The following is a 20,219-nucleotide window of genomic DNA, read 5'->3' as shown; positions in this document are numbered from 1 at the left end:
CGAAGGCGGCCCGCTTCCGCCGCCGCGCGGACGGGCCCGGTCAGTCCGGGCCGATGCTGCTGCCGACGCCGCCGCTCGTCGCGTCGCCCCCGATCGCCCGGATCCCCGCCGTGATCCGGTCCATCTCCGCGAGGTCCGGGCCGTCCGGCCCCGCGTCGAAGGCGAAGCGCACGACCACCAGCGCCCCGGTCCCGGCGGTCGAGGGGAACACCAGCGACTGCACGTACCCGCCGGGGCCGGCCCCGGTGACCACCTTCCAGCGCACCAGATAGCCGGCCCGGCCGGCGACCGCGACGTTCTGCGCCTTGACGACCCTGTGCGAGGTGATGCCGCCGTGGGTGCGGTTGCCGAGCGCGTCCTCGTCGTAGGCGGCGTCCGCCGCCTTCCCGATGTCCTTCTCCGCCACGGACCTGGCGGTCGCGGCGCCGCCCGTCGCCCCGGACAGATCGGCGGTGACCGAGGTGACCTGGCCGTGACGGCAGAGCGGTGACCCGCCGCCGGGGCAGTCGTAGGTGACGTCCGTGTACATGGTGGCGCCGGAGCCGAGCGCGCGGTCGGATTCGGTCCAGCCGTCCGGGATGGGCAGGCTGATGCCGTTGAGCTGGTCCGTCAGCCGCCCGGGATCGGCCTCCTCGCTCTTCCCGGGCGAGGGGCCGGGCTCCTCGGTGGCGGACGCGGCGACGGTCGGACTCCCGGGTGCGGCGTCCGGCGGCGCCGGGTCGTCGTCCTTGCCGAGCAGGACGGTGCCGGTGACCACGGCGGCGACCAGCACGACGGCCGCCGCGGACAGCGCCACGATCCGCCGGCCGCGACCGCCACCGCCGCCAGGCGCGGCGGGCCCCGCGGCCGACCGGTGCAACGGCACGGTGGGCGGCCCGAAGCCGGGCGTCGGAGCCGTCGGCGCGACCGGAGCCGTCGGAGCCACCGGAACCTGGACCGCCCGGGTGTGGGCCGTCCAGGCCGTGCCGTCCCACCATCGTTCCGCGCCCGGGGCGTGGGGGTCCGGATACCAGCCGGGCGGGGTCGTCATGCTCATGCGGCCCAGCCTATGCGCGGCACTGCCGCGCCACCGGCCCCGCCTCAGGGCTGTCCCGCAATGCCCGGTGGATCAGCGTGCGGCGTCAGACGCATGGGGCCTCCCCGGGCCCGCAGGGCGCAGGGGAGGCATCGCAAGGCGGAGAGTCGTCCTCGTACTGGGCGTATTCGGGCCATTCGACAACGCGGCGAGGTGCCGTAGCTGTCGTCGCGCGCCCCGCCGGGGATTGCGGGACAGCCCTTAGAGCGGCGTGACGTACGCCCCGGAGATCCCGCCGTCCACCAGGAAGTCCGTGGCGTTGACGAACGAGGAGTCGTCGCTGGCCAGGAACGCCACCGCGGCGGCGATCTCCGTCGCGTCGGCGAAGCGTCCGACGGGGATGTGCACCAGCCGGCGGGCGGCGCGTTCGGGGTCCGTGGCGAACAGCTCGCGCAGCAGCGGGGTGTCCACCGGCCCCGGGCAGAGGGCGTTGACCCGGATGCCCTCGCGGGCGAACTGCACGCCCAGTTCCCGGGACATCGCGAGGACGCCGCCCTTGGACGCGGTGTAGGAGATCTGCGACGTCGCCGCTCCCATCCGGGCGACGAACGAGGCCGTGTTGATGATCGAGCCCCGGCCCTGGCGCCGCATGTAGGGGATGGCGGCCTTGCAGCACAGGTAGACCGAGGTCAGGTTGACCTCCTGGACGCGCTTCCACGCCTCCAGGCCGGTGTCCAGGATCGAGTCGTCGTCCGGGGGCGAGATGCCCGCGTTGTTGAAGGCGATGTCGACGCTGCCGTAGGTCTCGTACGCCGTCCGGAACAGCGCCTCCACCTGGTCGGCGTCGGTGACGTCGACGCGGACGAAGGTCCCGCCGGCCTCGTCGGCGGCCGCCTTGCCCGCCGTCTCGTCGATGTCGCCGCAGACGACATGGGCTCCCTCCGAGGCGAGCCTGCGCACGGTGGCGAGGCCGATGCCGCTGCCGGCGCCGGTGACGACTGCGGTGCGGCCGACCAGGCGGCGGCAGATGGGGGTCTCATCGGTCATGGGTGCTCAGACCTCCGTGCTGAGGAAGACGTTCTTGGTCTCGGTGAAGGCGGTGAGGGCGTCGGGGCCCAGTTCCCGGCCGAGCCCTGACTGCTTGTAGCCGCCGAAGGGGGTCCAGTAGCGGACGCTGGAGTGCGAGTTGACGGAGAGGTTGCCGGCGGCGACGGCCCCGGAGACCCGCAGCGCGCGGCCCACGTCGCGGGTCCAGATGGAGCCCGCGAGGCCGTACTCGGTGGCGTTGGCCAGCCGTACGGCGTCCGCCTCGTCGTCGAAGGGCAGGACGACGGCGACCGGGCCGAAGATCTCCTCGCACGCGGCGGGCGCGTCGGCGGACAGGCCGGTCAGCACGGTCGGCGGGAACCAGAAGCCGGGGCCGGCGGGGGCGGTGCCGCGGATGCCCTCGGCGCCGTCGGGCACGTAGGAACGCACCCGTTCGAGCTGGACCTTGGAGATCAGCGGCCCCATGTCCGTCCGCTCGTCGGCCGGGTCGCCCACGGTCACCGAGGTGACGGCCGGCGCGAGCAGGTCGAGGAACCGGTCGTGGACGGAGCGCTGGACGAGGATCCTCGTCCGGGCGCAGCAGTCCTGGCCGCTGTTGTCCAGGAAGGACATGGGGGCCGCGGCGGCCGCCCGCTCCAGATCGGCGTCGGCGAAGACGATGTTGGGACTCTTGCCGCCGAGTTCGAGGGTGACCCGCTTCACCTGTCCGGCGGCGAGGGACATGATCCGCTTCCCGGTCCGGGTGGATCCGGTGAACACGATCTTGGCCACGCCGGGGTGCCGCACCAGGGCCTCGCCCGCGACGTCCCCGCGGCCGGGCAGCACCTGGAGGAGGTGTTCGGGGAGCCCGGCCTCCAGGGCCAGCTCGGCGAGCCGCAGCGCGGTCAGCGGGGTGGTCTCGGCCGGCTTCAGGATCACGGCGTTCCCCGCGGCGAGCGCGGGGGCCGCGCCCCAGGCGGCGATCGGCAGGGGGAAGTTCCACGGCGCGATGACGCCGACGACGCCGAGCGGCTCCAGCAGGGTGATGTCGATACCGCCGGGCACCGGGATCTGGCGGCCCGTCAGGCGCTCCACTCCCCCGGCGGAGTACTCCAGCAGGTCGCGGACGTTGCCCGCCTCCCAGCGGGCGTTGCCGATGGTGTGGCCGGCCTCCCTGACCTCCAGGGCGGCCAGTTCCGGGATGCGGGCGTCGACCACACCGGCGAAGCGGCGCAGCAGCCGGGCGCGGTCGGCGGGCGCGGCGGCCGCCCAGGTCCGCTGGGCGGCCGCGGCGCGGGCGACGGCCGCGTCCACGTCGGCGGCGGTGGCACCGGGGACGGTGGCGACGACCTCCTCGGTGGCCGGGTTCAGTACGTCGAGTGCGTACGGCTCTGACACGTGCGTCCTCACATGCGTTCGAAGGAGCGGCGCAGCTCCCAGTCGGTGACGGCGGCGTCGAAGGCGGCGAGTTCGACGCGCGCCATGTTGAGGTAGTGGGCGACGACCTCGTCCCCGAAGGCGGCCTTGGCGACGGGACTGTTCTCCCAGAGCTCGGCGGCCTCGCGGAGGGTGGTGGGGACGTGCGCGTAGTCGGCGGTGTAGGCGTTGCCGGTGCAGGCCTCGGGCGGTTCGAGTTCCTGCTCGACGCCGTGCAGGCCCGCGGCGACCAGGCCGGCGACGGCGAGGTACGGGTTGACGTCGCCGCCCGGCAGCCGGTTCTCGAAGCGCAGCGAGCGGCCGTGGCCGACGACGCGCAGGGAGCAGGTGCGGTTGTCGTGGCCCCAGGCGACGGCCGTCGGCGCGAACGAGCCGGGCTGGAAGCGCTTGTAGGAGTTGATGTGGGGGGCGTAGAGGAGCGAGAAGTCGCGCAGGGCGGCGAGCTGGCCGGCGAGGAAGTGGCGCATCACGGGGGACATGCCGCCGGGGCCGTCGCCCGCCATCACGTTCCGTCCGTCGGCGTCGACGAGGGACAGATGGATGTGGCAGGAGTTGCCCTCGCGCTCGTTGTACTTGGCCATGAAGGTGAGCGAGACGCCCTCCTGGGCGGCGATCTCCTTGGCGCCCGTCTTGTAGAGGGCGTGCTGGTCGCAGGTGACCAGGGCCTCGTCGTAGCGGAAGACGATCTCGTGCTGGCCGGGGTTGCACTCGCCCTTGGCGGACTCGACGGTGAGCCCCGCGCCCGCCATCTCGTTGCGGATGCGGCGCAGCAGGGGCTCGATGCGGCCGGTGCCGAGGACGGAGTAGTCGATGTTGTACTGGTTGGCCGGTGTCAGGCCCCGGTAGTCGCGGTCCCAGGCCTGCTCGTAGGTGTCCTTGAAGACGATGAACTCCAGCTCGGTGCCCACCTGCGCGGTCCAGCCGCGTTCCGCGAGGCGGTCGAGCTGGCGGCGCAGGATCTGGCGGGGCGCGGCGACGACGGGCGAGCCGTCGTGCCAGGCGAGGTCGGCCATCAGCAGCGCGGTGCCCTGGTGCCAGGGGATCCGGCGCAGCGTGGTGGGATCGGGGTGCATGGCGAAGTCGCCGTAGCCGCGGTCCCAGGACGACATGTCGTAGCCCTCGACGGTGTTCATCTCGGTGTCCACGGCGAGGAGGTAGTTGCAGCCCTCCGTGCCGTGCTCGGCGACCTCGTCGAGGAAGAACGGCGCGGCGAACCGCTTCCCCTGGAGGCGGCCCTGCATGTCGGGAAAGGCCAGGACGACGGTGTCGATCTCGCCCCGCTGGACCTCGGCCCGCAGGTCGTCGAGCGAGAGCGGGGGTGTGCGGTCTGCCACGGGATCACTCCTCCTAGGGCCAGCCGGGAGCCATAAGGTATTACTGGAGACCATTGCTTGGGAAGGGGAAACGCGAGGTGGCGAAGACGGCTGGGACGGCGAACGGGTCCGCGGACCGGCTGACTCCGGTGCTGCGGCCGGTCCGCGCGGGGAACGGCTTCGAGGAGGCGCTGGAGCAGATCCTCCAGTTGCTGCGGCTCGGGCTGGTCTCCGGCGGCGAACGGCTGCCCGCGGAGCGGGAGCTGGCCGAGCGGATGGGCATCAGCCGGGTCACCCTGCGGGAGGTCCTCAAGGTGCTCGCCGACCAGGGGCTGGTGGAGAGCCGGCGCGGCCGCTACGGCGGAACGTTTGTGCTGCCCCGCCCCGGCGGCCACGGCGAGGACGAGCTGCGCCGCCGGGTCGCCGGGGTCGACGTGGAGGACACCCTGCGCTTCCGCGAGGTGCTGGAGACGGGCGCGGCCGGGCTCTGCGCCGCCCACGGGCTCACCGGGCCCGGCGCGGACCGGCTGCGCTCGGCGCTCGCGGCGACGAAGGACGCGCCGCTCACGGACTACCGCAAGCAGGACACCCTGCTGCATCTGACCCTGGCCGAGCTGTCCGGCTCCCCCTCGCTGACCGCCCGCTACGCGGCGGTCCGGGCCACGCTCAACGACCTGCTCGACTGCATCCCGCTGCTGGTGCGCAACCTCGAACACTCCCAGCACCAGCACACGGCGCTGGTGGAGGCGGTGCTGGACGGGGACGCGGAGGCGGCGCGCGAGGTGATGCGCGAGCACTGCGAGGGGACGGCCGCGCTGCTGCGCGGGTTCCTGGCCTGAGATCCGGGGCAGGGTGACTCGCAGACCGCGGTCCGGTCACGGGGGCGGTCACCGCGGTCCGGTCACGGCGGGGCGGCGCGCGGAAGGCAGGGGCGACCGAGGCGGCGGAGCGCGCGGCGCACGAAGGCAGGGCGGCGCGCGGCGGGGCGGCGAAGGCGCGGCGAGGCGGCGGCACCCGTAACACCGGGTTTACGCACAGGGCTTGCGCAGCCGCCGCGCTGCCGCAAAGGTGTCCGCACAAACCTTTGACCTGAGCCAGGAGCGACCCCATGGCTGAAGGCACCACATCGCGCCCCTCCCCCTCCGGCCCCACCCCCTCGTCCGCCGCGGACTCCCCGCAGGGCGACGCCTATCTGGACCGCCGCACCCTGCGCAGGGGCAGCGCCGGCTGGCTGCTGCTGACGGGGCTCGGCGTCGCGTACGTCGTCTCCGGCGACTTCTCCGGCTGGAACATCGGGCTCTCCAAGGGCGGTTTCGGCGGCCTGGCCGTCGCCACCCTGCTGATGGGCGCGATGTACGCCTGCCTGGTCTTCGCGCTCGCGGAGCTGTCCGCGATCCTGCCGACGGCCGGCGGCGGCTACGGCTTCGCCCGCCGGGCCCTGGGCACCTGGGGCGGCTTCCTGACGGGCACGGCCATCCTGATCGAGTACATCCTGGCCCCCGCCGCCATCTCCATCTTCATCGGCGACTACGTCGAGTCCCTCGGCCTGTTCGGCCTGGAGTCGGGGTGGCCGGTCTACCTGGCCTGCTTCGCCGTCTTCATCGGCATCCACCTGTGGGGCGTGGGCGAGGCCCTGCGCTTCAGCCTGGTCGTCACCGCCATCGCCGTCGCCGCGCTGCTGATCTTCGCGGTGGGCGCCTTCACCGAGTTCGACGGAGGCTCGCTCGACGACATCCCGGTGGACGCGGAGGCGTTCGGCTCCTCCTCCTGGCTGCCGTTCGGGCTGCTGGGGATCTGGGCCGCCTTCCCGTTCGGGATGTGGTTCTTCCTCGGGGTCGAGGGGGTGCCGCTCGCCGCCGAGGAGGCCAAGGACCCGGTGCGGTCGATGCCCCGGGCGCTGGCGATCTCCATGGGCGTGCTGGTGCTGCTCGCGATCCTCACCTTCTTCGCCGCCAGCGGCGCGCGCGGCTCGGCCGCGATCCAGGAGGCGGGCAACCCGCTGGTGGTGGCGCTCCAGGGCGACGGGGACCCGACGGCGCTCAGCCGCTTCGTCAACTACGCGGGGCTCGCGGGCCTCGTGGCCTCCTTCTTCTCGCTGATCTACGCGGGCTCGCGCCAGCTCTTCGCGCTCTCGCGGGCCGGGTACCTGCCGCGCTTCCTCTCCCTCACCAGCCGTCGCAAGTCGCCGTACCTCGGCCTGCTGATACCCGGCGCCATCGGGTTCGCGCTGGCGGCGGGCACCGGGAACGGCGCCCGGATGCTGAACATCGCCGTCTTCGGCGCGACCATCAGCTACGCGCTGATGGCCCTCTCCCACATCGTGCTCCGCCGCCGCGAGCCGGAGCTCCCGCGTCCGTACCGGACACCGGGCGGGGTGGTCACCTCGTCGGTCGCCTTCGTCCTCGCGCTGTCGGCGCTGGTGGCCACGTTCCTGGTGGACAGGGAGGCCGCGTTCACCGCGCTCGCCGTGTACGCCGTGGCCCTCGCCTACTTCGCCTTCTACAGTCGGCACCGGCTGGTGGCACGCGCCCCGGAGGAGGAGTTCGCGGCGCTGGCGGCCGCCGAGGCCGAGCTGGAACGCAAGGGATGAGGACCGTCATGACCGCGCCGCTCGTCGGAGTCAGCACCTATCTGGAGGCGTCCGCCCGCTGGGGCGTGTGGGATCTGCCCGCCGCGCTGCTGCCGGCCGGCTATCCGCGTCTGGTGCAGGCGGCCGGGGGCCTGGCCGCGATGCTCCCGCCGGACGAGCCGGGCCGCGCCGCGGCCGTCGTCTCCCGGCTCGACGCGCTGGTCGTGGCCGGCGGGCCGGACGTCGACCCGTCGCTCTACGGCGCGGAACGCGACCCGCGCACCGGGCCGCCCGCCCCTGAACGGGACGCCTGGGAACTGGCGCTGATCCGGGCGGCGCTGGCGTCCGGGACGCCGCTGCTCGGCATCTGCCGCGGCATGGAGCTGCTCAACGTGGCGCTCGGGGGCTCGCTGCGGCAGCACCTCGACGGTCATCTCGGGCCGGACACCGGGGTGTTCGGCGAGCACCTGGTCAAGCCGGTGCCGGGCACCCGGTACGCGGCCCTCGTGCCGGAGGCCACGTCCGTGCCGACCTACCACCACCAGGCGGTGGACGTCCTCGGCGACGGCCTGACGGCGGGCGCGCACACGGAGGACGGGACGGTGGAGGCCCTGGAGACCGGCACCGGCGGAGCGTGGGTGGTCGGGGTGCAGTGGCACCCGGAGATGGGCGCCGACACCCGGGTGATGGAGGGCCTGGTGACGGCCGCCCGGGGGTGACGCCGGGGAGCCCCGGGGCCCGGCCGCCCGGGGGTGACGCCGAGGGACTCGGGTGACGCCCGGGAGCCCGGCGGGCCCCTGCGAGCCCCGGCAGGAGCCGTCAGCCCCGGGTCAGCCCCAGCAGGTCGCGGGCCGGGCCGGTGGGGCGCTGACCGTGGGGCCAGACGGCGCGGAGGTCGCGGTCGAGGCGGATGCCGGCCACCGGGATGCCGGCCAGCCGGCGGGAGGCGAGCTCCTCGGTGACGGCGAGTTCGCTGAGCACCGCGGGGCCCGCGCCGCTCACCGCCGCCGCCTTCACCGCCGTCGTGGAGGCCAGTTCGAGCAGCGGTTCCGCGAGACCTCCGTAGGCGGAGAGCGCGGAGTCCAGGACCTGGCGGGTGCCGGAACCGCGTTCGCGCAGCACCAGGGGGGCGGCGGCCAGTTCCTCGGCCGTCAGCGGCGACCGGCGGCGGCGCGCCCAGGGATGGCCGGGCGCGGCGACGACGACGAGGCGGTCGTGGCCGATGACGGTGCCGTCGAGGCCCTCCGGCACGGCGAGGCCCTCCACGAAGCCGAGGTCGGCCTCCCCCGAGAGCAGCCGGTCGGCGACGGCCGCCGAGTTGCCCGCGAGCAGGGAGACGGCGGTGCCCGGCCGGTCGGCGCGCAGCGCGATCAGCCAGCCGGGCAGCAGGTACTCGGCGATGGTCATGCTGGCGGCGACCCGCAGCCGGGAGTCGCGCCGGCCCCGCAGCGCCTGCGCGCCGGCGTCGAACGCCTCCGCCGCCTCGACGATCCGCCGGGCCCAGTCCGTGACCAGCGAACCGGCCTCGGTGAGCCGCGATCCGCGGGGCGAGCGCTCGACGAGGGCGACCCCGAGCTGGCGCTCCATGGAGCGCACCCGGCTGCTCGCCGCGGGCTGGGTGACGCCCATCTCCCGGGCCGCGCGCCCGAGGCTGCCGTGGCGGGCCACGGCGAGCAGCAGTTCGAGCGCCCCGAGGTCGGGTACGCGGTGGGCGAGCGGCACGCGCTCCTCGTCGGTCATAAGACCAGCTTATGGGGTGATAGGGGCATGATCCCTGGTGGGTGCCGTGCCCCGGCGGGACAGTGGGCCCATGGTCACCGCCGTCCAGCCCGTCGCACCTCCGCTCGCCCTGCCCGGGGAGACCCCCCGGACCGCGAGGTTCTCCGTCCGTCATCTCGGCCCCAACTGGTACGCCCCCGTCATGGGGACGGCGATCGTGGGCACCGCGGGCGGCGCCTTCGCCGGCGGGCCGGCCGTGCTGCGCCCGGCGGCCGCGGGCGTCTGGGCGCTGGCCGCGCTGCTGCTGGCGGTGGTCCTCGCGGCCCGCGCGGTCCACTGGACGCGCCACCGGGACCGGGCCCGGGCCCATCTCGACGATCCCGCCGTCGCCCCGTTCTACGGCTGTCTGTCGATGGCGCTGCTCGCCGTCGGCGCGGGCGCCCTGGGCCCCGGGCGGGATGTGCTCGGCGGGTCCGCCGCACCGGTGGTGGCGGCGGTGCTGTTCGCCGTCGGCACGGTGACCGGGCTGGTGGTGGCCGTGGCGGTGCCGTATCTGATGGTGGTCCGGCACCGGGTGGCGCCCGGGGGCGCCTCGCCGGTGTGGCTGCTGCCCGTCGTCGCGCCGATGGTGTCCGCGTCCTCCGGGCCGCTGCTGGTGCCGTATCTGCCCGCCGGCCAGTGGCGGGAGGCGCTGCTGCTGGCCAGCTACGCGCTGTTCGGCGTGAGCCTGCTGGCGACGCTGCTGATCCTGCCGGTGGTCTTCGCGCGGCTGCTGCACCACGGCCCGCTGCCGCTCGCGCTGACCCCGGCGCTGTTCCTGGTGCTCGGGCCGCTCGGGCAGTCGACGACCGCGGTGAACAAGCTGGCCGACGTGGCGCCCGGGGCGGTGCCGGCCCCGTACGCGCAGGGGCTCGGCGCGCTCGCGGTCGTCTACGGCGTGCCGGTGATGGGCTTCGCCCTGCTGTGGCTGGCGCTCGCCGGGGCGATGGTGGTGCGCGCGTTCCGCGGCGGGATGCCGTTCACGATGGGCTGGTGGGCGTTCACCTTCCCGGTGGGGACCTGCGTCACGGGCTCGCAGACGCTGGCCCACCACACGGGGCTGACGGCGTACGCCTGGCTGGCCGTGGCGCTGTACGCGCTGCTGGTGACGGCCTGGGCGGTCGCCTCGGTGCTCACCGTCCGGGGTCTGCTGCGGGGAGAACTGCTCGCAGCGCCGCGCCGATGACGGCGGGCGCCTCGGTCAGGGACGGGCCGTACCAGGTCAGGCAGCGCCCGTCGACGAAGGCGGCGGGCATCGGGGCGAACGCCTCGGGGCCGTCGCCCGGGCCGAAGGCGTAGGGCTCGTCGGGCAGGACGACCAGCCGGGCGCCGCTGCCGCGCAGTTCGCCGATGCCGATCCGGGGGTAGCGCTCGGCGTGGTCCGCGTAGACGTTGACGACGCCGAGGCGGGCGAGGAGGTCGCCGGCGAAGGTGTCGCGGCCGAGGACCATCCAGGGCCGGCGCCAGACGGGGATCACGGCCCGCACCGGGTCCGGCGTGCGGACGGCGGCCCAGGCCGCCTCGGCCTCGTCCAGCCAGGCCGGCCGCCCGAGGCCGCAGCCGTCGACCAGGACCCGCTCCAGCTCGCGAAAGGCCTGGTCGAGCGTGCGCACCTCGGTGACCAGCACCTCGATCCCGGCGGCGCGCAGGGCGTCCAGGTCCTGGGCGCGGTTCTCCTCCTCGTTGGCGATCACCAGATCGGGCCGCAGCCGGACGACGGCGGGCACGTCCGGGTTCTTGGTGCCGCCGATGCGGGCCGCGCCGAGCCCGGCGGGGTGGCTGCACCAGTCGGTGACGCCGACGAGCAGGCCGGGCGCGCCGGCGGCGACGGCCTCGGTCAGGGACGGGACGAGCGAGACGACGCGCAAGGCCTCAGCTCCGGGGCGCCGGGTCGGCGGCGATGTGGTCGGCGACCGCGACGACCAGCAGCCGGGTGTCGGACGTGGTGGCCCGCCAGCGGTGCCGTACGCCGCCGGAGAGGAAGAGGGAGTCCCCGGCTCCGAGCCGGTGGGCGCGGCCCTCGGCCTCGACCTCGACCGCGCCGTCGGCGACGTAGAGCAGTTCGTCGTTGCGGTGCCGGAACTCGCCCTCGCTCTCCTGCTCGCCGCACAGTTCCATGGCGTGGAGCTGGTGGCGGCCGCGCACCAGGGAGCGGGCCCCGGGCGGTCCGCCGGGGTGGGCGTCGTCGCAGGACCGGACGAGGTCGACGGTCCGGGTGGAGTCGGAGGCGGCGAGCAGGGCCTCGACGGTGGTGTCGAGGGCGTCGGCGACCCGCTGGAGGGAGCGGTCGCTGGGGCGGGCGCGTTCGTTCTCGATCTGGCTGAGGAACGGCACGGACAGTCCGCTGCGCGCGGCGACGGCGGCGAGGGTCAGCCGCAGGACCCGGCGGCGTTTGCGCACGGCCGCTCCCACCCGGAGGGGTTCCTCCCTCTCCTTGGCGTCCTTCGCGTCCTTCGCGTCCATCGGGCGGGCTCCCCTCCCCTGGGTCCTGTCTCACCATACGCAGCATCCGCCCGCCCGTACTCACCGAGCGCACGGGCAAGGGGATCCCACGGGGCCCGGCGGACGGGAAAAGGGGTGGTCCCCGCCGTCACGGCGGGGACCACCCCTGTCACAGCCGGTGGCGGGGACCACCGGGCGGCCTCCGCTACAGCGGAGCGAGCCGGTCGGTGATGCCCGGGTTCTTCTCCATCCAGGCCTCCACCGCCTCCTCCTCGTGCCCGGTGCCGCGCTTCTGGATCTCGTTCTCCAGGCCGGCGAGCTGCTTCTCGTCCAGCTTGAAGTCCTTGAACCACTTCGTGAGCTGCGGGTACTGCTCCGGGAACGCCTTGGAGGCGACGGTGTGGATCTCGTCGCCCTCGCCGAAGGCCTTCTTCGGGTCGGCGAGCTTGGTCAGCTCGTACTCGCTGTAGGCCCAGTGCGGGGTCCACAGCATGACCGCGATGGGTTCCTTCTTGGCGTACGCGCGCTTCAGCTCGGCGAGCATGCCGGGCGTGGAGCTGTCGACGACCTCGAACTCCCCGTCGATGCCGTACTCCGGCAGGACCTTGTTCTTGAGGATGTTCATCGTCTCGGTGCCGGGTTCGATGCCGACGACCCGGCCCTTGAACTCGTCACCGCGGCCCTTCAGGTCGTCGAGGGAGTCCACTCCTTCGACGTACGACGGAACGGCGAGTTCGAGTGACGTGGGCCCGTACCAGGAACCGAGATCGGTCAGGTCCTTCCCGTACTTGTCCCAGTACTTCTTCTGCGTGCTCGGCAGCCAGCCGTCGAACTGCACGTCGATCTGGCCGCGGGCGAGGGCGGTGTACATCGGGCCGACCTCGAACTGCTGGAGGTTCATCGTGTAGCCGCGCTCCTCCAGGACGGCCTTCCAGAGGTAGGTGGCGGCGATGTCCTCCTCCCACGGGAACCAGGCGACGTTCAGCGCGCGGTCGCGCTCGTCGCCGGCTCCTTTGGCGGCCTTGCCCGACTTCGCGACCGGGGCCCACTTGTCGACGAGCCCCGGGTTGTCCTTCAGCCAGGCTCGGACGGCCTCCTGCTCCTTGCCCTTGCCGGTCTCCTGGATCTTCGCCTCCAGACCGGTGAGCTGCTCCTCGGTCATCTCGAAGTCCTTGAGCCACTTGCCGACCTCGGGGTTCTCGGCGGAGAAGCCCTTGCGCGCCAGGGTGTGCACGCCGTCGCCCTTGCCCCAGGTGCCCTTGGGGTCCTTCAGCTTCTTCAGGTCGTAGGAGCTGTAGGCCCAGTGCGGCGACCACAGGGTGGTGACGATCGGTTCCTTCTTGTCGTACGCGCGCTTCAGCTCGGCGAGCATGCCGGGCGTCGAGCCGTCGACGACCTCGTACTCGCCCTCCAGGCCGTACTCCTTCAGGACCTTGTCCTTGAGGATGCCCATCATCCCGGCGCTCGGCTCGATGCCGATGATGCGGCCCTTGAACTGCGCCGACTTGCCCTTGAGGTCCTCCAGGGAGTCGATGCCCTTCATGTAGGCGGGGACGGACAGCTCCAGCGAGGTGGGGCCGTACCAGGAGCCCATGTCCTCCAGCTTGTCCTGGTACTTGTCCCAGTAGGAGGCGTGGGTGACGGGCAGCCAGGAGTCGGTCTGGAAGTCGATCTGGCCGCCGGCCAGCCCGGTGTAGAGCGCCCCGGCCTCCAGCTGCTTGGCGTCGACCTCGAAGCCGCGCTGCTCCAGCATCTCCTTCCAGAGGAAGGTGGAGGCGATGCCCTCGTCCCAGGGGATGTAGCCGACGGAGATCTTCTTGCCCTGGCCGATGTCCGAGGCGTCGCCGGCGGTAGCGGTCTTGGAGCCGCCGAAGACGCTCATGCCGCCCGCGACGAGCGCGAGGACCGTGATGCCGGCGACGGCGACGACGGGCTGGGGCCGGTGGTTCCAGATCTTCAGCCCGCCGGCCGCGGCACGCGCCTTGGCGAGCGCGCGGCGCCCGAGCGGCGACACCTGGCGGCCGAGGGCGCCGGTGATGCGGTCGAGGTACATGGCGAGGATGACGATGGAGATGCCCGCCTCGAAGCCGAGGCCGATGTCCACGTTGCCGATGGCGCGGTAGACGGCTCCGCCGAGTCCGCCGCCGCCGACCATGCCGGCGATGACGACCATCGACAGGCCCAGCATGATGACCTGGTTGATGCCGGCCATGATCGTGGGCAGGGCGAGCGGGAGCTGCACCCGCAGCAGGGTGTTGCGCTCGGTGGTGCCGAACGCCTCGGCCGCCTCGACCAGTTCGCCGTCGACCTGCCGGATGCCCAGCTCGGTCATCCGGACGCCCGGCGGCAGGGCGAAGACGATGGTGGCGATGATGCCGGGCACGACGCCGACGCCGAAGAAGATGATGCCGGGGATCAGGTAGACCATGGCCGGCATGGTCTGCATGAAGTCCAGCACCGGGCGGGTGACGGCGCTGACGGTCTTGGAGCGCGAGGCCCAGATGCCGAGCGGGACGGCGATCACCAGCGTGACGATGGTGGCGACGAGGACCAGCGAGAGGGTCGACATGGCGTCGTCCCACAGCTCGATCGAGTCGATGAGCGCGAATCCGGCGAAGGCGAGGACGCCCGCGGTGAGACCGCGCAGCCACCAGGCGCCGACGGCGAGGATGCCGGCGAAGAGCAGCGGCTCGGGCGCGGAGAGGACCGCGTCGATGCCGTCGTACATGCCCGTGACGAGCGAGCTGATCGCGTCGAACAGCCAGGAGAGATGACGCTGGAGCCAGTCGACACCGCTGTCGACCCAGTCCCCGAGGTGGAGCCTAGGCACTGGCCACCGCCTTGCCGCCGTCGGCGGCGGTCCGCGTGGCGGCCCCGGTGCCGGTCTGCGCGGGGATCTCCGCAGCGGGTGCGGCCGGTGCCGGCATCGGCTCGCCGAGCACGGCGAGCAGCCGGGTCCTCGGGACGACACCGACCAGTTCACCCTCGTCGTCGGTGACGGCGACGGGGGTGGTGCTGCCCGCGCAGGGCGTGAACAGCTCGATGATCGGGGTGTCCTCGGAGACGGTGGCGGGCGCGGCGGCGAGCACGTCGTCCGCGCCGCGTATCTCGTCGCCGCCGTCGGTCGTGGTGCCGTAGGCGGTCTCCTTGTCGGCCATGATCGCGCCGGCCGTGAGCACCCGGGAGCGGTCCACGTCCTGGGTGAAGGAGGCCACGTAGTCGTTGGCCGGGGTGACGAGGATGTCCTCGGCGGTGCCGAGCTGGACGATCCGGCCGTCGCGCATCACGGCGATCGCGTCGCCGAGGCGCATCGCCTCGTTGAGGTCGTGGGTGATGAAGACGATGGTCTTCTTCAGACGCTTCTGGAGCTCCAGCAACTGGTCCTGCATGTCACGGCGGATCAGCGGGTCGAGCGCGCTGAAGGACTCGTCCATCAGCAGCAGGTCGGCGTCGGTGGCGAGCGCGCGGGCCAGGCCGACGCGCTGCTGCATGCCGCCGGAGAGCTCGTCCGGCCAGGAGTCCTCCCAGCCGGCGAGTCCGACGAGTTCGAGGGCCTCGGCGGCGCGGCGGGTGCGCTCCTCGCGGGGCACGCCCTGCACCTCCAGGCCGTAGCCGGCGTTCTCCAGCACGCTGCGGTGCGGGAAGAGCGCGAAGTGCTGGAAGACCATGCTGATCCGGCTGGAGCGCACGGCCCTCAGGTCGCGGGGGCTGAGGGAGGTGACGTCCTCGCCGTCGAAGAGCACCCGTCCTGCGGTGGGCTCCAGCAGTCCGTTGAGCATCCGCAGGAGCGTGGACTTGCCCGATCCGGACAGGCCCATGACGACGAAGATCTGTCCCGGCTCGACGGTGAACGACGCGTCGATGACCGCGGCGGTCGTGCCGTCGGCACGCAGCTCGTCGCGGTCCGCACCGCTTTCGAGCCTGGTCACCGCTTCATCGGGTCGTCTGCCGAACACTTTGTACAAGTGCTCGGCCTGCAGCCTGGACACATACACCTCACGCGTAGAACGGGGAAACGGCCCGCCGCCCCCGCGGCCGGGCCGTGGAGCGGGACGGGGTCCGCCCGCCGGCCCGCCACGGTGGTTGAAAATGCGACGGGATTCGCTCCGGTTCCGCGCCTGCCCCGGGGCCAAAAGGGCAAACGCAAGAGTGATCCAGGTCACTGCGGGCGGTCGCGGAGCGGTCCGCGGCGGGCTGTCGGCGGGGTGCGGCATCATCGTGCGTGTGACGCGACGCCTGATGCTCCTCGACACCGCCTCCCTGTACTTCCGCGCCTACTTCGGCGTCCCCGACTCGGTCCGCGCCCCGGACGGCACCCCGGTGAACGCGGTGCGCGGGCTGATGGACTTCATCGCCCGCCTGGTGCAGGACCACCGGCCCGACGACCTGGTCGCCTGCTGGGACGACGACTGGCGGCCGCAGTGGCGGGTCGACCTCATCCCGTCCTACAAGGCGCACCGCGTGGCCGAGCCGCGCCCCCAGGGCCCCGACGTCGAGGAGACCCCCGACACCCTCGACCCGCAGGTGCCCGTCATCCGGGAGGTGCTCGCGGCGGTGGGCATCGCCCGCGTCGGCGCCGACGGCTACGAGGCGGACGACGTCATCGGCACGCTGACGGCCCGCGCCGAGGGCCCGGTCGACATCGTCACCGGGGACCGCGACCTGTTCCAGCTCGTGGACGACGCCCGCGCCCGACGGGTGCTCTACCCGCTCAAGGGCGTCGGGACGCTCCAGGTGACGGACGAGGCCTGGCTGCGCGAACGGTACGGGGTGGACGGCCCGGGATACGTCGACCTGGCCCTGCTGAGGGGCGACCCGAGCGACGGCCTGCCGGGCGTGCCGGGGATCGGCGAGAAGACGGCGGCCAAGCTGCTCGACGCCTACGGGGACCTCGACGGGATCATGGCGGCGGTGGACGACCGCACCTCGAAGCTCACCCCCTCGCAGCGCAAGCGGCTGGACGAGGCCCGGGCGTACGTCGCGGTCGCGCCGCGGGTGGTCCGGGTCGCGTCCGACGTGCCGCTGCCGGCGTTCGATCCCGCGCTGCCGCGCACCCCGCGCGATCCGGCGGCGCTGGAGGAGCTGGCGAAGCGCTGGGGGCTCGGTGGCGCGGTGGTCAGGCTGCTGTCAGCGCTCGAGTGATAGCTTGGGTGACTTAGGTATACCTAAGTGAGCGTCGCAGGGAGAAGACCGTGGCAGAGCGTCCGGCCCGCAAGGCACCGAAGGCCCACAGCGCGACCGTGGTGCGCACCGAGCGGCTCACCCCGCACATGGTGCGCGTCGTGCTCGCGGTGGACCCGGGGACGGGCTTCGAGATCGGCGAGTACACCGACCACTACGTGAAGCTGCTCTTCGCGCCGGAGGGCGTGAGCTATCCGGAGCCGTTCGACATGGACCGGATCCGCGAGGAGTTCCCGCGCGAGCAGTGGCCCACCAACCGGACGTACACCGTGCGCTCCTGGGACGCGGCGCACCGGGAGATGGCGGTCGACTTCGTCGTCCACGGCGACGAGGGCCTCGCGGGCCCCTGGGCCGCCCGCGCGACGGCCGGCCAGTCCATGCACTTCCTCGGCCCCGGCGGCGGCTACGCCCCCGAGCCGGACGCGGACTGGCACCTGCTGGCCGGTGACGAGAGCGCGCTGCCGGCGATCGCCGCGTCACTGGAGCGCATGCCGGCGGGCGCCCTGGTGCACGCCTTCGTCGAGGTCGCGGGCCCCGGGGACGAGCAGAAGATCGTCACCCCGGACGGCGTGGAGGTCACCTGGCTCCACCGGGGCGACCGCGCGCCGGGCGAAGCCCTGGTGGAGGCGGTGCTGGCGCTGGACTTCCCGGCGGGCGAGGTGTCGGCGTTCGTCCACGGCGAGGCCGGCAGCGTGAAGGAACTGCGCCGTCTGCTGCGCCTGGAGCACGGGGTCCCGCGGGAGCGGCTGTCGATCTCCGGCTACTGGCGCGTGGGCAAGACGGACGAGGACTGGCGCGCGATCAAGCGCGAGTGGAACGAGCAGGTGGAGCGGGAGCAGGAGCCGTCCGCCTGAGGCGCCCGGCGTGAGGCGCCCGGCGTGAGGCGTGAGGCGTGAGGCGTGAGGCGTGAGGCGTGAGGCGTGAGGCGTGAGGCGTGAGGCGTGAGGCGGGGCCCGCCCCCCGGGGGGCGGGCCCCGCCTCACATCACGGCGAGCCGGATCGCCGCGGTCGCGACCAGCAGCAGCGCGAACGCGGTCCACCACCGTCCGAGGACGCGGCGCCCGGTCGGCGTGAGCGTGATCAGCAGCGCCGGAGCCTCCGTCACGAACACCAGCAGGCAGGCCAGTTCGATCCCGGCGAGGGCCCCTTCGTCGCCGGGGTGGCCCGGCCGGATCGTCAGCGCCGTCCAGCAGCAGAACGCGGCGACCGCGTGGAGCAGCACCAGCGGCACGCCGAGCACCACCCGCAGACAGCCCCGCTCACCGCCGAGGGGCATCTCCCCCGCGGGCTCAGTCAGCCGCGTCGCCGTAGAGGCGCGAGGAGCGGTGGACCTGGGCCATCCGCCGCAGGGACGCGAAGATCGCGTCGCCCATCACCGTGCCCACCACGACGCTCTCCACCAGGTCGTCCAGTGCGACCCGCTTGCGCACATGGTCGAAGTCGGCCTCGGCCACGCCGTCGGCGGCGTCCGCGTAGTCGTCGAGGACCTCCGCGAACGCCCCGTGTCCGGCGCGCTCCAGTGCCGCGAGGGTCTCCGCCAGGGCCGTCACCGCCGGATGGTCGCCGTCGAGCCGCCATCCGCGGGCGGCCACGAGTTCGCCGACCCGGTCCCGGGCCGCCGCGAGCGCCTCGTCGTCGGGGCCCTGCGGAAAGCGGGGGACGATCGGATTCGTCGCCTCCCCCAGCACCTTGTGCACCGACCGGTCCGGTTCGTCGACGGCGGCGACCACGTCCCGGACGGCGGCCACCGACAGGCCCCCCACGTCGAGCAGGGCCCTGATCAGGCGCAGCCGCCGTTCATGGCGCTCCCCGTAGTGGGCCTGGTTGGGGCTCGTGAGCTCGCCGGCGGGCAGCAGGCCCTCCCGGACGTAGTACTTGACCGTCGGGACCGGCACTCCGGTCCGGCGGCTCAACTCACCGATGCGCACTGTGCGTTCACCCTTTCACGCTTGCGATCACGCTCCCCATCATAGATAGTCTCGCTATCGGATAGCGGTAAGCGCCACTATCCATAACGAACCGGGGGTTCCTCATGTCCTCTTGGCACCGGCCGCTCGTGGCCTTCGCCGCTTCGATGGCCTTACTCGCGGCCCTCACCGCCGTCGGCCTGGTGGTCGACGACCGCACCGTCGGCGGCTCGCCGGTCTGGTTCAAGCCGTTCAAGTTCTCCGTCTCGTTCGTCGCCTACTCCCTCTCGCTCGCCTGGATGCTGTCGCTGCTCCCCCGCTTCCGGCGGACCGGCCGCTGGGCGGGGAACGCCGTCGTGGCGGCGAGCGTCGTGGAGATGGTGCTGATCACCGGGCAGGCCCTGCGCGGCCGGCGCAGCCACTTCAACAACGAGACGCCGTTCGACGCGGCCCTGTACACCACCATGGGCGTGTCCGTGGTGGTCCTGTGGGCGGGCGCCCTGGCCGTCGCCGTGCTGCTGTTCCGCGCCCGTCTCGCGGACCGCGCCTCCGCGTGGGCGGTCCGCTGCGGCTCCGTCGTGGCGCTGGCGGGCGCGGCGATCGGCTTCCTGATGGCCCGTCCCACCGAGGAACAACTGGCGGCGGGAGTCACCGACGTCGTCGGCGCGCACGCGGTCGGCGTCCCGGACGGCGGCCCCTCCATGGCGCTCACCGGCTGGGCGACGACCGGCGGCGACCTCCGCGTCCCGCACTTCTTCGGCATGCACGCCCTCCAGGCGCTTCCGCTGGTGCTGCTCGTCCTCGCCGCCCTCGCGTCGCGCTTCGCCCGGCTCGCGGACGAGCAGGTCCGGCTGCGGCTCGTGCTGATCGCCTCGGCGGCCTACGCCGGCGCGTTCGTCCTGGTCACCTGGCAGGCCCTGCGCGGCCAGGCACTGCTGAGCCCGGACGCGCCCACGCTCACGGCCGCCGCCGTGCTCGCGCTGGGCACCGCCGCGGCCGTCGTGGCGGTGCTGCGCACCGCGCCGGCCGGCCCGCCCGCCCCGCCGTCCGCCGAGGACGCCCGGCGCACGGAGGTGACGGCATGACCGGCTTCCTCTTCGCGTTCTCCTTCTGGCTGGCCGCCCCGGTGTGGCTGCTGATGATCCTGGCCCCGCGCCACCCGGTCACCGCACGGGTGGCGGCCTCCCCGCTGACCGTCGTCCCGGTGCTCCTCGTGTACACCGCCCTGGCGCTGCCCGTCCTCCCCGAGCTCTGGACGGCGGTGAGCAACCCCGACATCGACGCCTTCCGCGATCTGACCGCGCTCCCCGGGGGCGCGGGGGCGGTCTGGGCGCAGGTCATCGCCTGGGACCTGCTGATCGGCCAGTGGATCTACCGCGAAGCGGTCCGACTGGGGGTCCACCCGCTGGTCACGGGCCCGCTGCTGGTGTTCACGATCCTGCTGTCGCCGTTCGGCCTGCTGCTCTTCCTCGCGCTGCGGGCCGTGTACACCCGGCGGGACGGGCGCGCTCCGGTGCCCACGGGCGACGGGCCGGGGGCGCGTGCGTGACCTCCGCCGCGAGGCCCGGGTG

The 20,219-nt window shown here is 73.5% G+C and carries 19 protein-coding genes; 8 read left to right on the top strand and 11 right to left on the bottom strand.

Going from position 1 to position 20,219, the window contains the following annotated elements; genetic code table 11:
- Nucleotides 1-40: 40 nt before the first annotated feature.
- The 4 genes from JE024_RS28465 to JE024_RS28450 all read right to left on the bottom strand — a co-directional run bounded on the left by JE024_RS28465 (nt 41) and on the right by JE024_RS28450 (nt 4,812).
- Nucleotides 41-1,036, bottom strand: coding sequence for a DUF2510 domain-containing protein (locus JE024_RS28465; RefSeq protein WP_205376840.1), 996 nt, complete (start codon nt 1,034-1,036; stop codon nt 41-43).
- A gap of 240 nt (nt 1,037-1,276) precedes the next feature.
- Nucleotides 1,277-2,062 carry a 3-oxoacyl-ACP reductase gene (locus JE024_RS28460; protein WP_205376839.1) on the bottom strand — a complete coding sequence of 262 codons (786 nt, stop codon included), beginning with the start codon at nt 2,060-2,062 and terminating at the stop codon, nt 1,277-1,279.
- A gap of 6 nt (nt 2,063-2,068) precedes the next feature.
- Nucleotides 2,069-3,439, bottom strand: a complete 1,371-nt coding sequence (locus JE024_RS28455) for an aldehyde dehydrogenase family protein (RefSeq protein ID WP_205376838.1) — start codon at nt 3,437-3,439, stop codon at nt 2,069-2,071.
- Nucleotides 3,440-3,447: 8 nt separating this feature from the next.
- Nucleotides 3,448-4,812, bottom strand: coding sequence for a glutamine synthetase family protein (locus JE024_RS28450; protein ID WP_205376837.1), 1,365 nt, complete (start codon nt 4,810-4,812; stop codon nt 3,448-3,450).
- Nucleotides 4,813-4,889: 77 nt separating this feature from the next.
- On the opposite strand from JE024_RS28450, the gene JE024_RS28445 reads away from it, so the two are divergent.
- From JE024_RS28445 to JE024_RS28435, 3 genes are all read left to right on the top strand, one after another.
- Nucleotides 4,890-5,630 carry a FadR/GntR family transcriptional regulator gene (locus tag JE024_RS28445; protein ID WP_205376836.1) on the top strand — a complete coding sequence of 247 codons (741 nt, stop codon included), beginning with the start codon at nt 4,890-4,892 and terminating at the stop codon, nt 5,628-5,630.
- A gap of 269 nt (nt 5,631-5,899) precedes the next feature.
- Nucleotides 5,900-7,381 (top strand): ethanolamine permease, encoded by a 1,482-nt coding sequence (gene eat / locus JE024_RS28440; protein ID WP_205376835.1) that lies wholly within the window; start codon nt 5,900-5,902, stop codon nt 7,379-7,381.
- A gap of 8 nt (nt 7,382-7,389) precedes the next feature.
- Entirely contained in the window at nt 7,390-8,079 is a 690-nt protein-coding gene (locus JE024_RS28435; protein WP_205376834.1) for a gamma-glutamyl-gamma-aminobutyrate hydrolase family protein, read from the top strand.
- Nucleotides 8,080-8,179: 100 nt separating this feature from the next.
- On the opposite strand, the gene JE024_RS28430 is transcribed toward JE024_RS28435, so the two are convergent.
- Nucleotides 8,180-9,100, bottom strand: a complete 921-nt coding sequence (locus JE024_RS28430; RefSeq protein ID WP_205376833.1) for a LysR family transcriptional regulator — start codon at nt 9,098-9,100, stop codon at nt 8,180-8,182.
- 70 nt (nt 9,101-9,170) lie between these two features.
- Between JE024_RS28430 and JE024_RS28425 the strand changes: the two genes are divergently transcribed.
- The gene (locus JE024_RS28425; protein ID WP_205376832.1) at nt 9,171-10,304 is read left to right on the top strand and encodes a TDT family transporter; all 1,134 of its coding nucleotides are present in this window, start codon (nt 9,171-9,173) and stop codon (nt 10,302-10,304) included.
- Here the strand turns inward: JE024_RS28425 and JE024_RS28420 are convergent.
- The 4 genes from JE024_RS28420 to JE024_RS28405 all read right to left on the bottom strand — a co-directional run bounded on the left by JE024_RS28420 (nt 10,252) and on the right by JE024_RS28405 (nt 15,549).
- On the bottom strand, nt 10,252-10,986 hold the full coding sequence (locus JE024_RS28420) for a helical backbone metal receptor (protein WP_205376831.1): 735 nt from the start codon (nt 10,984-10,986) through the stop codon (nt 10,252-10,254). The genes JE024_RS28425 and JE024_RS28420 overlap by 53 nt on opposite strands.
- Nucleotides 10,987-10,990: 4 nt before the next feature.
- Nucleotides 10,991-11,581, bottom strand: coding sequence for a helix-turn-helix domain-containing protein (locus JE024_RS28415; protein ID WP_205376830.1), 591 nt, complete (start codon nt 11,579-11,581; stop codon nt 10,991-10,993).
- A 184-nt stretch (nt 11,582-11,765) separates the two neighbouring features.
- Nucleotides 11,766-14,390, bottom strand: coding sequence for an ABC transporter permease/substrate binding protein (locus JE024_RS28410; protein ID WP_205376829.1), 2,625 nt, complete (start codon nt 14,388-14,390; stop codon nt 11,766-11,768).
- On the bottom strand, nt 14,383-15,549 hold the full coding sequence (locus JE024_RS28405) for a quaternary amine ABC transporter ATP-binding protein (protein WP_205376828.1): 1,167 nt from the start codon (nt 15,547-15,549) through the stop codon (nt 14,383-14,385). Before JE024_RS28405 ends, JE024_RS28410 begins: the two co-directional genes overlap by 8 nt.
- Nucleotides 15,550-15,799: 250 nt before the next feature.
- Between JE024_RS28405 and JE024_RS28400 the strand changes: the two genes are divergently transcribed.
- Together JE024_RS28400 and JE024_RS28395 are read left to right on the top strand one after the other, a co-directional pair.
- Entirely contained in the window at nt 15,800-16,702 is a 903-nt protein-coding gene (locus JE024_RS28400) for a 5'-3' exonuclease (protein ID WP_205378403.1), read from the top strand.
- A 50-nt stretch (nt 16,703-16,752) separates the two neighbouring features.
- Nucleotides 16,753-17,595 (top strand): siderophore-interacting protein, encoded by an 843-nt coding sequence (locus tag JE024_RS28395; RefSeq protein ID WP_205376827.1) that lies wholly within the window; start codon nt 16,753-16,755, stop codon nt 17,593-17,595.
- A gap of 125 nt (nt 17,596-17,720) precedes the next feature.
- Here the strand turns inward: JE024_RS28395 and JE024_RS28390 are convergent, their stop codons facing one another.
- Together JE024_RS28390 and JE024_RS28385 are read right to left on the bottom strand one after the other, a co-directional pair.
- Entirely contained in the window at nt 17,721-18,017 is a 297-nt protein-coding gene (locus JE024_RS28390) for a hypothetical protein (RefSeq protein WP_205376826.1), read from the bottom strand.
- A gap of 13 nt (nt 18,018-18,030) precedes the next feature.
- Nucleotides 18,031-18,669 (bottom strand): MerR family transcriptional regulator, encoded by a 639-nt coding sequence (locus JE024_RS28385; protein ID WP_205376825.1) that lies wholly within the window; start codon nt 18,667-18,669, stop codon nt 18,031-18,033.
- Between the two features lie 104 nt (nt 18,670-18,773).
- On the opposite strand from JE024_RS28385, the gene JE024_RS28380 reads away from it, so the two are divergent.
- Together JE024_RS28380 and JE024_RS28375 are read left to right on the top strand one after the other, a co-directional pair.
- A complete protein-coding gene (locus JE024_RS28380; RefSeq protein ID WP_205376824.1) occupies nt 18,774-19,733 on the top strand; it encodes a hypothetical protein in 960 nt (319 codons plus the stop codon).
- Nucleotides 19,730-20,197, top strand: a complete 468-nt coding sequence (locus JE024_RS28375) for an ABA4-like family protein (protein WP_205376823.1) — start codon at nt 19,730-19,732, stop codon at nt 20,195-20,197. Before JE024_RS28380 ends, JE024_RS28375 begins: the two co-directional genes overlap by 4 nt.
- The last annotated feature ends 22 nt before the right edge of the window (nt 20,198-20,219 follow it).

The organism is Streptomyces zhihengii (assembly GCF_016919245.1).
Lineage (GTDB): Bacteria > Actinomycetota > Actinomycetes > Streptomycetales > Streptomycetaceae > Streptomyces > Streptomyces zhihengii.
This window is presented reverse-complemented; position numbering and strand designations above follow the sequence as displayed.